16 protein-coding genes are annotated in these 13,438 nt (G+C 39.2%); 15 read left to right on the top strand and 1 reads right to left on the bottom strand.

The annotated features are described in order from the left end of the window. The first annotated feature begins 22 nt into the window (after positions 1 to 22). The 7 genes from M5U24_RS07280 (at position 23) to M5U24_RS07250 (ending at position 6,349) form a co-directional block, all read left to right on the top strand. Positions 23 to 805: an MlaE family lipid ABC transporter permease subunit gene (locus M5U24_RS07280; protein ID WP_099324127.1), complete on the top strand. Its 783-nt coding sequence runs from the start codon at positions 23 to 25 to the stop codon at positions 803 to 805. Between the two features lie 13 nt (positions 806 to 818). After that, positions 819 to 1,565: an ABC transporter ATP-binding protein gene (locus tag M5U24_RS07275; protein ID WP_099324128.1), complete on the top strand. Its 747-nt coding sequence runs from the start codon at positions 819 to 821 to the stop codon at positions 1,563 to 1,565. A gap of 211 nt (positions 1,566 to 1,776) precedes the next feature. Further along, the gene (gene mlaD / locus M5U24_RS07270; protein WP_099326965.1) at positions 1,777 to 2,223 is read left to right on the top strand and encodes an outer membrane lipid asymmetry maintenance protein MlaD; all 447 of its coding nucleotides are present in this window, start codon (positions 1,777 to 1,779) and stop codon (positions 2,221 to 2,223) included. A 4-nt stretch (positions 2,224 to 2,227) separates the two neighbouring features. After that, on the top strand, positions 2,228 to 2,830 hold the full coding sequence (locus M5U24_RS07265) for an ABC transporter substrate-binding protein (protein ID WP_164994755.1): 603 nt from the start codon (positions 2,228 to 2,230) through the stop codon (positions 2,828 to 2,830). A 152-nt stretch (positions 2,831 to 2,982) separates the two neighbouring features. Then, a complete protein-coding gene (locus tag M5U24_RS07260) occupies positions 2,983 to 3,918 on the top strand; it encodes a VacJ family lipoprotein (protein ID WP_157820367.1) in 936 nt (311 codons plus the stop codon). Between the two features lie 22 nt (positions 3,919 to 3,940). Continuing rightward, positions 3,941 to 5,518 carry a bifunctional phosphoribosylaminoimidazolecarboxamide formyltransferase/IMP cyclohydrolase gene (purH, locus tag M5U24_RS07255; protein ID WP_099326967.1) on the top strand — a complete coding sequence of 526 codons (1,578 nt, stop codon included), beginning with the start codon at positions 3,941 to 3,943 and terminating at the stop codon, positions 5,516 to 5,518. Between the two features lie 222 nt (positions 5,519 to 5,740). Continuing rightward, positions 5,741 to 6,349, top strand: coding sequence for a phosphoribosylanthranilate isomerase (locus M5U24_RS07250; RefSeq protein WP_298202013.1), 609 nt, complete (start codon positions 5,741 to 5,743; stop codon positions 6,347 to 6,349). 10 nt (positions 6,350 to 6,359) lie between these two features. On the opposite strand, the gene M5U24_RS07245 is transcribed toward M5U24_RS07250, so the two are convergent. Then, a complete protein-coding gene (locus tag M5U24_RS07245; RefSeq protein WP_099326968.1) occupies positions 6,360 to 6,584 on the bottom strand; it encodes a DUF2905 domain-containing protein in 225 nt (74 codons plus the stop codon). Positions 6,585 to 6,780: 196 nt separating this feature from the next. Between M5U24_RS07245 and M5U24_RS07240 the strand changes: the two genes are divergently transcribed. The 8 genes from M5U24_RS07240 (at position 6,781) to M5U24_RS07205 (ending at position 13,283) form a co-directional block, all read left to right on the top strand. Continuing rightward, positions 6,781 to 7,260 (top strand): nucleoside deaminase, encoded by a 480-nt coding sequence (locus M5U24_RS07240; RefSeq protein ID WP_230408068.1) that lies wholly within the window; start codon positions 6,781 to 6,783, stop codon positions 7,258 to 7,260. Between the two features lie 52 nt (positions 7,261 to 7,312). Next, positions 7,313 to 7,750 (top strand): nucleoside deaminase, encoded by a 438-nt coding sequence (locus M5U24_RS07235; RefSeq protein ID WP_099324131.1) that lies wholly within the window; start codon positions 7,313 to 7,315, stop codon positions 7,748 to 7,750. A gap of 679 nt (positions 7,751 to 8,429) precedes the next feature. Beyond that, positions 8,430 to 9,203 carry a lysophospholipid acyltransferase family protein gene (locus M5U24_RS07230; RefSeq protein ID WP_298202010.1) on the top strand — a complete coding sequence of 258 codons (774 nt, stop codon included), beginning with the start codon at positions 8,430 to 8,432 and terminating at the stop codon, positions 9,201 to 9,203. Between the two features lie 33 nt (positions 9,204 to 9,236). Beyond that, positions 9,237 to 10,070 (top strand): outer membrane lipoprotein carrier protein LolA, encoded by an 834-nt coding sequence (locus tag M5U24_RS07225; RefSeq protein ID WP_099324135.1) that lies wholly within the window; start codon positions 9,237 to 9,239, stop codon positions 10,068 to 10,070. After that, complete coding sequence (locus M5U24_RS07220) at positions 10,070 to 10,702, top strand: VTT domain-containing protein (protein WP_099324136.1); 633 nt, start codon at positions 10,070 to 10,072, stop codon at positions 10,700 to 10,702. The genes M5U24_RS07225 and M5U24_RS07220 overlap by 1 nt, the downstream gene beginning before the upstream one ends. Next, positions 10,695 to 11,753: a radical SAM protein gene (locus M5U24_RS07215; protein WP_099324137.1), complete on the top strand. Its 1,059-nt coding sequence runs from the start codon at positions 10,695 to 10,697 to the stop codon at positions 11,751 to 11,753. Before M5U24_RS07220 ends, M5U24_RS07215 begins: the two co-directional genes overlap by 8 nt. 13 nt (positions 11,754 to 11,766) lie before the next feature. Next, complete coding sequence (locus tag M5U24_RS07210) at positions 11,767 to 12,648, top strand: hypothetical protein (protein ID WP_157820370.1); 882 nt, start codon at positions 11,767 to 11,769, stop codon at positions 12,646 to 12,648. Between the two features lie 68 nt (positions 12,649 to 12,716). After that, entirely contained in the window at positions 12,717 to 13,283 is a 567-nt protein-coding gene (locus M5U24_RS07205; protein WP_099324139.1) for a DUF4823 domain-containing protein, read from the top strand. The last annotated feature ends 155 nt before the right edge of the window (positions 13,284 to 13,438 follow it).

Here is a 13,438-nt window from a genome sequence, read left to right as displayed (position 1 = left end):
TAAATGATATTTTCAATCACAGATGAATCAAATCTTTTTCCCCTTTAAAATTATAGGAAACTCCCTCCATAAATTCATCAGAGAATTGGGAAAAATGGGGTGTTTTTTTGCGAACGCCTTGTTTTATATGTTATTCCCCCCTTATCTGTTCAGGCGGATTATCAAACAAATCAATTTCATCGGGGTAAAGACGGTCCTTGTCATCGTCTTAACCGGCACATTTACCGGAATGGTGCTAGCCTTACAGATGTATTACGTATTAATAAAGTTTGGGGCAGAAGCAAGGCTTGGGCCTGCGGTAGCCATGTCATTGATCAAAGAGTTAGGGCCGGTTATTTGCGCATTAATGGTTACCGGACGAGCAGGCTCTGCAATAACAGCGGAAATTGGAATTATGAGGATATCAGAACAAGTAGATGCGCTTGACGCTATGGCTTTAAACCCATACAAATATCTTATCATACCCAATATTATAGCCGGAGTAATATCACTCCCACTCCTGAATGCGATCTTTGTAGTCCTTGGAGTTTTTGGTGGCTATGCGGTCGGCGTAGGGCTTATGGGCGTATCGAGCGGCACCTACTTTGGCGGCATCAACGATTTTGTCGCGGCAAGGGACGTTTTTGAAGGATTTTATAAATCGCTGAGTTTTGGCGTTTTAATAACATGGATATCCTGCTATAAAGGATTTTATACAGGATATGGGGCAGAGGGGGTAAGCAAAGCCACAACGCAGTCCGTGGTAATTTCCTCCGTTGTGATACTTATATGGGATTATTTTATGACATCTTTACTGGTTGCATAGCTTTAAACAAAAAATGATAGAGATCGTCGATTTACACAAAAGCTTTAATGAACACAAAATACTACGTGGAGTCAATTTAAAGATAGAAGACGATCAAATGTTGGCATTGATTGGTGGTAGCGGGACGGGAAAGTCGGTGCTGTTAAAGCACATAATCGGGCTTGCAAAACCTGATAAAGGCAAAGTATTGGTGGATAATCAGGATATTAGCAAATTGAGGAGAAAGGCATTAAAACGTCTGAAAGAGCGATTTGGCGTCGTTTTTCAGGGCGGAGCACTTTTCGACTCTCTTACCGTCTTTGAAAACGTAGCATTTCCCCTCAGAGAAAAGACGAGGATGAAGGCATTGGAGATAAGGGAAACGGTATTCAGGGAACTTGCCAATGTGGGACTTTCCGGTGCTGAAAATAAATACCCGGCAGAAATCAGCGGCGGGATGAAAAAACGTGTTGCCCTTGCGCGGTGCCTGGTAATGCAACCGGAAATAATTTTATTTGATGAACCTACGACAGGACTCGATCCTTTGATCGCAAAAGCAATTCACAATTTGATACGGTCATTACAAAAGAATTTACACTTCACGGCAATTATGGTGACACATGAAATTCCCGAAGTATTTTCTTTCGTTGACCGTGTTGCAATGTTATATAACGGAAAAATCATTGCGGAAGGCACTCCGCAGGAAATACAAGATTCAAAAAACCCTATCGTACACCAGTTTATTCACGGGGAACTGGAAGGCCCTATTTCTATAAAATAATTGTAATGGTTCGTCACAGAGGCACAAAGTGCGCAAAAGTTATTATTTTTAGAAGCTAAAGGTTGCGAATTCTGAAAAACTTTATGATTTTATTGCAGAAGATATCCCTTTTTTGAAATTTTCTATCGTTTTTTCCTTGCGTCCTTTGCGATGGACTGCTGAACTGTCACAAATAATTTATTTATGCCTCTTGTTAACAAAGGTGAAATTTATGAAAAAATTTGATGTCGAAATTGCCGTAGGTATATTTATCTTCTGTGGTATACTTTGCATGGGTTATATCTCGGTAAAGCTTGGCAAGATCAATTTTTTAAGCGATAATTATTATCAGGTGAATGCCATTTTTAGCACGGTAAAAGGACTCAAAAAAAATACTGCCGTGGAAATAGCCGGTGTTGAAGTAGGCAAGGTCGATAACATAGTGCTCGAAAATTACGAAGTAGTGGTATCTATGAAAATCAGAAAAGACATAAAACTACAGGAAGATGCCATTGCCTCTATCCGCACGAAAGGACTTTTAGGCGAAAAATACGTTGAAATTACACCGGGCGGTTCAGACCACATAATAGAACATGGCGGCACCTTGATAGAAACAGAGCCGCCCCTTGATTTAGAAAAGCTTATTGGAAATTTTGTTTTTGGAAAAGTTGGAGATTAATTACATGAAAAATCAAAGAATTGCATTAAATCTGCTTGTTTTCGCATTACTTCTGGCGCCCGTTTCTTCTTTATGGGCAGGCGAAACAGGCGCACTGGTCATGAAATATATCGAAAGTGGAATGGCAATATTAGAAGATGAAACCCTTAAAGGAGAAGATAAAAAAGAGGAACGTAAAGAAAAGTTATGGGCTGAGCTTACCAATATTTTTAATTTTACTGAAATGTCGCAAAGGGCACTCGGGCAATACTGGCAAAAAATCAGCCCCGAAGAAAAAGCAGAATTCATAGGATTGTTTACTAGTATTCTCAAAAATACCTACCTGGGAGAAACAGGCACTTATTCGGCAAAGAAAATTGTTCTGGTCGGGGAAAAGGAAAGAGGGAAATACGCCACAATACAAACAAATTTCATTCTAAATACCGGCAAAGAAGCCGCTGTGGATTTTCGTATGATGAGTAACGACGGTAAATGGAAGATATATGATGTGATTATTGAAGGGGTGAGCCTGGTAAATAATTACCGCAGCCAGTTTAGCAGCATCCTTGTGAAATCACCCTATGCAGAATTAATAAAACGGCTGAAGAAAAAAATCACCGAAGAGTAGACCCCCCTTGTGGCACTAACAGGCAGACTAAACAATTATTTCCCATCAACCTTAACTTCAGGAGCATACAAGTGAAATTCCCCGTTTTATTGTCGTTTATTTTTATACTCACTCTCCCGTTTTTAACTATTTCTTTGAGGATGAAAACCACAATGGCATCTGAAGAATATGCCGCGAAAATTGCACCTAACGATGAATCAAAGACCGAAGGTGACTCTGTTAAAGAGAATACAGATATGCACAAACATGGGGAAGCAGTCGGAGTTGAAATGGAAGTTGTTTTTGCAAAAGAGGCAAACAACACTTCTGAGGAAATTTCATCCGTAGAAAATAATGACGCACCAAAAGAAATCACATTGGAAGCTTTGGATGTTGCTGAAACCGAAGTGCCAGAGGAAACAACAGAAGCAACTGACGCAGAAGAAGAGATTGAATATGAAGACGACTTCGGGGAAGACGAAGAATACCTTCAGATAAAAGATTCAATCGAACCATTTAACCGCGCTATGTTTGTCTTGAATGACAAATTCTATTATTATCTTTTTAAACCCGTATATAAAGGATACAGCTTTGTCGTACCTGAACCTGCAAGAAAGAGTGTGAGAAATTTTTACACTAATTTACAAATGCCGGGGCGCTTTTTCAATTGTCTGTTCCAGGGTAAGGGGAAAGGCGCAGGCACAGAATTGTTGCGTTTTACCATTAACAGCACACTGGGGCTTGCAGGTTTTTTTGATGTGGCAAAGGCCGGATTTGATTTAAAGGAATATGACGAAGACGTTGGGCAGACTCTTGCCAAAGCTAATATGGGAGAAGGCACATACATAGTACTGCCATTTTTCGGGCCATCCAATGTGCGGGATACCGTAGGACTTGCGGGAGATACCCTTCTTAACCCGATAACGTGGGTCACTTACTTCTTTCTTGCGCCCATAGAGGGATTCGGAATTAATGCGTATGATGTCACAAACACCGGTTCTCTGGAAGCGGAAGACGCGTATGAAAAAATAACAAAACCTGCCATCGACCCCTACATTGCACTCCAGGATGCTTATACAAAAAACCGAATCAAAAAGATCAAGGAATAACAGCGAAAAGGAGAAGAAAAATATGGCAAAATTGGAACGGGCGCTTATCAGCGTATCAGATAAAACAGGAATCGTAACGTTTGCAAAAGAATTACAATCGTTAGGCATAGAAATAATTTCCACCGGAGGTACCTGTAAATTACTGAAGGAAAACGGCATTGCCGTAATTGAAATCTCAGAATATACAGGGTTCCCGGAGATTATGGACGGCCGTGTGAAAACACTGCATCCGAAGGTGCATGGAGGACTCCTGGCATTAAGGAATAATGACTCCCACAAAAAACAAATGAAAGAACTGGGGATAAAACCCATCGATATGGTGGTGGTAAATCTGTATCCTTTTGAAAAAACAATTGCAAAAGAAGGCGTTTCCATGGAAGAAGCCATAGAAAATATTGATATCGGAGGGCCTTCCATGATACGCTCTGCCTCTAAAAATTACAGGGATGTCATCGTCATTGTCAACCCAAAGCGTTATGAATTTATTATCGGGGAACTACAGGCAGGGCATAACGATATTTCTGAAAAAATGCGCTTTGAACTGGCCGTTGAAGCATTCAGAACAACAGGACGCTATGACAGAGTCATTGCAAATTACTTCGACAGTCTTGGGGAAGAAAAAGGCGGGTATCCAACGGCGCTGTCCCTTGATTATATTAAACGTCAGTCATTGCGTTATGGTGAAAACCCGCATCAATCGGCAGCTTTTTATGCAGAAGAAAATATAAACGAACCATGCGTCTCCAATGCGCAGCAATTGTGCGGAAAAGAGCTTTCATACAATAATATAATAGACCTTCACGCAGCATTGGAATTAGTAAGAGAATTTGAAAAACCGTCCGCCATCGTAATAAAACATACCAATCCCTGCGGCGCAGCTTCAGCAAATACACTGGCGGCAGCATTTACAAAGGCATATAACGGAGACCCTGTTTCCGCATTCGGATGTATCCTGGGATTAAACAAAAACGTAGATGCGGCAACCGCTGAGGCAATTACCGGACCGGGGCATTTTGTTGAAGCAATAATAGCTCCCGATTACGATCCGCAAGCCATTGAAATACTTACAACAAAAAGAAAATGGGGGAACAGTTTAAGGCTTTTAAAGACAGGTCCCCTTTCGGCAAAGACGAGAGACGCAAGGATTCAGGAAATAAAAGGCGTTGGCGGAGGCGTCCTTTTGCAAAGCAGGGACATCTCCCTCTATGAACCTGAAAATCTTAAAACAGTTTCGAAAAAGCAGCCTTCCGAACAAGAAATGGCTGATCTTCGTTTCGCGTTTACTATCTGCAAACATGTTAAATCAAACTGCATTGTTTTGGCAAAAGACGAAGCGGTTGTGGGAGTCGGTGCAGGGCAAATGAGCAGAATTGATTCTACGGAAATTTCCATAAAAAAGGCCGGCGAAAGAACGAAAGGCGCCGTGATGGCATCCGATGCCTTTTTCCCCTTCAGGGACTGCGTTGATGTTGCTGCAAAGGCAGGAATAACCGCCATCATTCAACCAGGAGGTTCTAACAGGGATGATGAATCAATTGCCGCATCTGATGAACACGGAATCTGCATGGTACTTACCGGACAACGGCATTTCAAACATTAGAAACCCATACAAAAGCCGGCAGTCCATAATCGACAGTCTGCCATCGGCAGTCAGCAGAATGATGAAATTAGAAGCACGAAATACGAAAGAAGCACTTGTTTAGAATTTCAAATCATTTTGTCATTCGAATTTGTTTCGTATCTCGTACTTCGAATTTCGTATTTTTTATCTCGTGCTTGTTTTATTCTGGCTATGCCAGCTTAAGTATAATAAGGTGAGTACATGAGGATAAAAATCTGTGGGATCACGAACATCAAAGACGCGGAGACTGCAGTGGAATACGGTGCAGATGCACTGGGATTTGTCTTTGCAATAAGCCCCCGTCAGGTAACAAAGGAACAAGCAAGGGATATTGTTGCAGCATTGCCTCCCTTCGTTTCCCCCGTAGGAGTGTTTGCCGATGAGCAAGCCGATAAGATCAAGGGGATTTGTGATTTCTGCGGCATACACACCGTGCAGCTTCACGGCAACGAATCCCCCCACTATTTAAACGATTTAAAGGGATACAAGATTATAAAGGCATTCCGGGTTAAGGATGAAAATGACTTAAAACAACTGGCTAATTACAAACCTCACGCCTTTTTACTGGATAGCTATATAAAAGGAGTTATGGGAGGCACCGGAAAAACGTTTAATTGGGAAATTGCCAAACAGGCGTGTAAATACGGAACTATTATTTTATCGGGTGGGTTGACTCCCGATAATGTAAAGGAAGCAATTCGCATTGTCTCCCCCTATGCAGTGGACGTGTCTTCCGGGGTTGAATCCTCTCCGGGGACAAAAAACGCCTATCTCATAAAGGAATTTATAACAAATGCGAAGTGGCAGTAAACCATCCCTTTTATTTCCTGCCCAGCAGCCACATTATGATAGAAAGAACAATGCTGATAATAATACACGTAGTGAGGGGAAAATAAAAACTGAAATTCTTCTTTTGCACGGCAATATCTCCGGGAAGCCTTCCTAAAAACGGAATTTTGTTTACAAACAAAAACAAGGCGCCGGCAATAATCAGGATAATGCCTGTTATTATCAGAACCTTTCCAAACGAACCAAATTCGCCCATAATACCCCCCCCTTCCCAATCCAAAAAAACATTATTAACGATTATATTATAAACCACTGAGAATGCAACCGCCCGAAGCATCCCGCAAAAACACTCACTATTATAATTATTATTTGCAAACTATTTCTTGCCCGATTGCCGGATACTTTGTACAATGCGACGGAATAGTATACGAGAAGAGGAATTTTTGACGATTATGAAAGAAACCACCTGCGAAAAATGGATGTGCCTTGCCATAAACAAGGCAAAAGAAGGAATCCTTGACGGCCAAACGCCTTTTGGCGCATGCATAATTAAAAACAATCGGCTAATAAGCTGTGTCCATAACCATGTATGGAAGAATACAGACATTACCGCCCACGCTGAAATTATCGCAATCAGAGAAGCCTGCAAAATATTAAACACGGTAGACTTATCCGGCTGCACAATATATTCCACCTGCGAACCCTGTCCCATGTGTTTTTCTGCGTGCCACTGGGCAAGGATAGCAAAAATTGTGTACGGCGCCAGCATTAAAGATGCGTTAGCAATTGGATTTAATGAACTTTCAATTTCCAACGAAGCCATGAAAAAAAACGGCGGAAGCCCTGTTGAAATAAAAGGGAACGTTCTCCCGAAAGAAAATATTGCGCTTTTCGCCTTGTGGCTTAAACAACAGAATAGAAGAATTTATTAAACGCAACAATTCGGTTTTTTGAGCATAGTTTCAGGACAGGAGAAAACAGCATATGGATCGTTTTATGCGCACCGCAATAGAAGAAGCAAAGCAGGGATTGCTGGAAGGAGGCATACCCATCGGTTCCGTTTTGGTAAAGGACGGGGAAATTATTGGCAGGGGACACAATAAGCGCGTGCAGGAAAACAACCCTATAGCGCACGCGGAAATTGATTGCCTTGTCAATTCAGGAAGGGTAGGGAAATACAGTGGTACAACACTTTATTCCACCCTCATGCCCTGCTACCTTTGTGCCGGAGCAATTGTACAATTCCGCATAAAAAAAATCGTTGTAGGAGAATCGGAAACCTTTAGCGGCGCAAAAGAATTTATGGAACTGCATGGGGTAGAAATCATTGATTTAAACATTGAAGAGTGTAAACAGTTAATGAAAGATTTTATACAAAACAATCCTGAACTGTGGAATGAAGATATCGGAGAGCTTCAGTAGAAACAAATAATATAAAACTGCCGGAGAATCAAATTTCCACTAACACGCTAGATATGGGTGCATTCCCGATTTTTTGTAACCGTTCATGAGGTTAGGACGAAACAACCCTGACAGGGATTCAAACCCTGTCAGGGTTAATATTCTGCAATGTTTCACCGAAACCAGCGGAAGTCACAAAAAATCAGGAATGCCCTCTGAGGTATCTATGATATCTATTTGGAGCAAGATTAAGGCGATAGGCTGGTTAATGCTTGCACAATTTCACGTGCTATTTACTTTACTTAAAAAACTCAATAATCGTAACGCTTTAGTTTTTTTAAAAATTCTAATAATAGCGCTGTTTACCGCATAGTGTAGGGACGAAACATTTGCCCGTTTGGGTATGAATGCATTTATGACAATTTGCAGCAAATACTTCGCCTATATTTTTTCAAAAAACTAAAGTGTTACCTATAATCATTTTTTTAAAGTGGCAAGTTTATTCGGCAACAAATTGTTACCGATCATTGCATAAAAACAATTTTTTCGCATGATTTTGTCCTTTACTTTCTATTACTTGCACTTGTAAATTATCGCATATTTGAAGGAATAATTTTTTAAAAATATCTTTTTTTTTTAATTTTTTTTTAATAAGAAAAAAAAGGGGGGGGCTTTTCTCCCCCCATTACCTTTATATTTATTGGGCAGATACATAGCAGATTTAAGCTATTTGTTTTGCAGGTCGGCAAGAACTAACGTGAAAAAAATCTTCGGCTGGTATTTCCCGATATTTCACAAAAAAACTCTCCTTCATTGCAAAAATCTTTTTAGAAACTACAGTAGATATTTGATAGATTATTGTAGATTTACAAATCTAAATAAACGCTCCATTCTTGATCAAATCACTTATTATGAAGGAAAGCAAAACCTTGAACTTGCATTGCAGATGAATAAAGGTTTACTATTGCTTACCGCACACCTTGGTAATTGGGAACTGGGTGGTATTTTCTTTGGCAGTTATGGGATAAAGACAAATGTGTTAACGTTGCCTGACGAAAATCCTGAAATCGGAAATATTCGCTCATGGTATAGAGAGATATTTAACGTTAAAACCATAACGATTGATAAATCTCCATTTTCTTCAATAGAAATGGTGAAAGCTCTCAGTAATAATGAATTAATTGCCATGTTAATTGACCGCTATGATGAGAAAACAGATGGTATAATCGTGGATTTTTTTAAGAAACCAACACAATTCCCGAGAGGGCCATTAATTTTAAGCAGACTAACAGGCGCTCCAATTGTTGTCGCATTTGTTGTGAAAGAAAAAAACACATATACGGGAGTGATTAAAGGGCCTTTCATTGTTACACATGAAAAAGAAGAATATGAGACAATGAAAAATATCGTAAATATACTTGAAGAATATATAAATATGTATCCTGACCAGTGGTATAATTTTACCCAGGTTTAAACGGTTAATTTTTTTGATACTGTTGCTCAGTTTATGGTTGAGAGCAGAACGCTGTCTGGGTTCAGTCCATCCATTTTTCATATTGTAAATCCATTTTCGCTACCCTATATTTGGTTATCCTGGAGAAAGAATATGCTGGTTATAAAAAATATTTCTGTATGCTTTTTTCTTGCAATATTATCTATCGGGTTTGTTTTTATTATCCCTGGTAATGTATCATGCGAAACTTTACCGAGTGAATCTTCTGAAACCAACCATAACGTATTTGAAAGGTTTTTAGAGCTCACACAGAACAATCATTCAATAATTGCCAAGATACATCAAGAGAAGCATCTCTCATTATTGGGGAAAAAAGTACACATTTACGGGACTCTAACCATGAAAAAGCCTAATATGCTGCGGTGGGATATAAACAAACCGGACAAATCCATCATTGCCATTGACGGTAAGGATATGATTGTATACCATCCTGAAGCAAAAGAAGCTCAAATATATAGCGTCTCTGGTAATTTTACGGCACGCAATACTATGCGTTTTTTTTCGGAAATTCTATCCGGATCGTTGGAAGAAATGGAAAAAAAGTTTACCCTGGAGATTTCTCGTGAAGAAGATGGGATTTCCTTTCATTTAACGCCAAAATCCAAGATGGCAAGACGATATTTGTCCCATATTGTTATTCATTATGATAAAGATTCAAGTATTCCGTCGGGTATTGGAATGTTTACCCCTAAGGGGGACAAGATAATTACAAGATTATCAGAGGTGAAAATTAATCCAGAGATTAGTGCTGACATCTTTACCATAAAATTACCCGCTGATGTTTTGATAACAAACCGAAGAGACACACATGATGGTTTAGTTGAATAATGGTGACAATAATTAAAATTGTATCTTTTATCGCCTTATCCTTTTTGTGTGCTTATTTGTATCCATATCTCAATCCTACCAATATTGCAGCGTTTATTGAAAAAAACAAGTTGTCGGTCCCTCTGGTCTTTATTTTGATAACCTCCGTAAGACCAGTTCTTTTTTTTCTTCCGTCAATGGGTTTGACAATAGTAGCGGGTATATTATTCGGGAAGTATTGGGGAACGGCCTATGTGGTGCTAGGCGGTGCACTTTCAACAGTGGTGGGTTATTATTTTGCTCAGTGGTTTGGCAGAAACACGGCTAAAAAACTAATTAAGAAAAACAGTTATCTTCTGTTCCTAGAAAAAAAATCGACAAACAATGGGAAGAATATGGTGCTTTACATGAGGCTATTTAATCTGCCCTGGGACCTGGTAAGTTATTGGGCGGGAGTTTCCGGTATTAATTTTAAGGATTTTTATATAGCAAGCATGATTCCTATTGTACCGATTAGTTTTTTATATACCTATTTTGGGAGTACGGTCTTTAATCCCACATGCGCCGGGTTCTTCATAGCTTTAACTATCATGTTTGCATTAGGTGCTATTCCGTTTGTAAGGGCAAAACTTAAGGGGAATAGTTATGTCTGAGTATGTAGGAGTAATAAAATTTCCTATTAACAGACTTCATATGGAACTAACAAATGTCTGTGACTTTTCCTGTGAATTTTGTCCTGATTCGAGGATGAAAAGAAAACGGGGTTTTATGGATGTTAAAATGGCGAAATCAATAATAGATGAAGTAAGTGTCGCAAATATGGTGAAATTATTGGTTTTTCATGTTATGGGAGAACCTACCCTGCATCCACGTTTGGTGGAGATAGTTGGATATGCACATCAAAAAAACGTGGTTGTTTGTATTACAACACATGGTGCTAATCTGGGTGATGATTTGTTGAATGACTTAATAAAAGCAGGTGCAAAAAAGATAATCGTATCGCTTCAAACTCCTGACGAAAAGACCTTTTCAATGAGAGGCGTTAGCGGGTTGTCTTTTCAGGAGTATGCAGACAAAATAGCATCCATTGCAGGATCTTTTATTGATCAAAGACACGGAACAGAGCTAACTATTGGTTTCCTTTCTTCTCCTTTAAGGAAATTAATAATACCGATAGCAAAAGATTTATGTATTGCAGATACATCAAAAAAATTAAGAGCTTATTTGAAATTGTGGGCAGAGAAAATATTGGTTAATTCTAAGATTGAATATCGTCTGCCTGACGTATTTAGACAGATTTCACGTGCAAAATGTTTTAAAGAAAATACAGTGATTATTAGCGATAAGATTTCTTTTCAAACTAGAATAGTTGGAGATTGGGCAACCCATTTTAACCAAAAAAATGTAAATGCAAGATTTGGATATTGCCCCGGAATGCAAGATAACTTTGGCATACTTTGGAATGGGGATTATACCTTTTGCTGTACAGATTATGACGGTAAGACCTCGATGTATAATTATAACGACACCTCTATTAAAAATTATATAAACAGTAAGCCAGTACAAGAAATAGTACGTGGGTTCAAAAGATATAGAGTTTTACATCCCCATTGCAGGCAATGTCTCGGCGATAGAAATATGCTCAATTCGTTCGTAAAGCAGATAGGTTCAATTGTTTACTTTAAATGGATTAAAAGGAACTAAAAAGGAGAACGACATGAAGCCCTTCAAAGTTATGGCCGTACTTATCTCAATATTTTTTGTTATAAACTTTAAGTTAGCAGTGGCGGAAACCATTACCAACGAGACAATTTTGACAATGGTTGAGGCGGGATTAGGAGAAGAACTGATTAACAGTAAGATAAAAACTTCTCAAAATCAATTTGATGTCTCAACAGAAGGTATCTTGAAGTTAAAAAAAGAAGGGGTAAGTGAAAAAATTATTAAAACAATGATTGAGGTCTCCACAAAGTCGGATACCTTAGAACAGAAGACTATTTCAACCGTTAACCGTGCTGAATCCCCTTATTTGGTAGAAAAAGCGCCACCTATTGAAAAAGAACAAAAAGAATTAAGTTCAACCGCTTCAAACACAAACCACAATGAGGACAACATTTATTACGCTCGTTGTAATCTGAAAGTGATAAAAGGCAATCATATTACCTGGGTTAACTGGCAATCCACTCCAACATTCATTCACGCGGGCACCAGGTTGAAAGTTACCAGAACGGGCAACACTGCATCCGTTGTAAATATTGAAACAGGCAGCAGCTACACCTTAGATATCGGCGCTGATGGGGAGGTATTCCTTGAAAAATTTGTTACGAAAAAACCGTTAGATATTAACCAGTTCTCTGCCGATGTTCTGAACAATATAAAAAATACTGTAGCAAGAATTGGAATGACAAAAGAAGAGGTGTACACAGCGATGGGACCTCCTACCAATATCGGAAATGTCAGGTCTAACACAAAAACGTATGAAGATATCATGAGTGCTGATTTGTGGGTTTATGCAAGACGACGTTTTGGCAAAAACATTGGAGTTGAATTTGATGCGGGTACAGGAAGAGTAAACAGGACGGAAGGGATCTGGAAATAAGTTTTGTTTATGTTTTTTTGATATTGTGGCTTTTCTGTTAATTTATTTATTTGGATAGGGAAGATTCAATGAAATTGACTTATAAAAATGTAAGTAAAGGCGGTATTCTTATTTTTGTTTTATTAATTGGTCTATTATTTCAAGGATGCGCAAGCTTAAAAGCAAATAGAGATATGGGAGTAAAGATTTCTAAGGCAGAAAATAAAATTATGGTATTCCCCTTTAGGAATCCATATTACAAAGGTGTGGAATTAGAAGGAATTGGTGATACTTTCGCAATTTCTGTTGTTGGCGAAATCCAGTCTACGGGGAGAACATGTGCGCTTGCTGAGAGTGATGCTTTCAAGGCAAATAAATCAGTCAAAGTTGATGATGCGTGCGCCTACGCTCACCAAAAAGGGGCAGGTATTGCCGTTATAGGTGTTGTTACCGAATGGCTTGACGGTGCTACACAATGGTCTGGTACCGTAGATGTGGCATCTGTTACTGTGAATGCTTATAATACAGAAAATTGTAACCTCATATCTTCTGCTTCTGGCAGGCAAAACGGACAATGGTTTACCTTCGTAAACGCACCGGCAACAAGATTTATGCGTCCATTATCCCAAGAGATAGTGCAGGCTCTGTTTGAATGATTTTTTCGCTGTGGTTATCAAATTCCATTATTGAAAGTAAGATGGTACATGGTCTAAGACTTATGCAGAAACTCAGGGGGATTCAGGGGAGTTGTTTTAACCAAATAATCCTTAGCTTAATGACATTGAATTGCAAACTTGAACCCGCCATGAAT

It is taken from the genome of Candidatus Kuenenia sp. (assembly GCF_027493735.1).
GTDB classification, from domain to species: domain Bacteria; phylum Planctomycetota; class Brocadiia; order Brocadiales; family Brocadiaceae; genus Kuenenia; species Kuenenia stuttgartiensis_A.
Note: the sequence above shows the minus strand (reverse complement) of the source record. Positions and strands in the feature narration are given on the sequence as shown.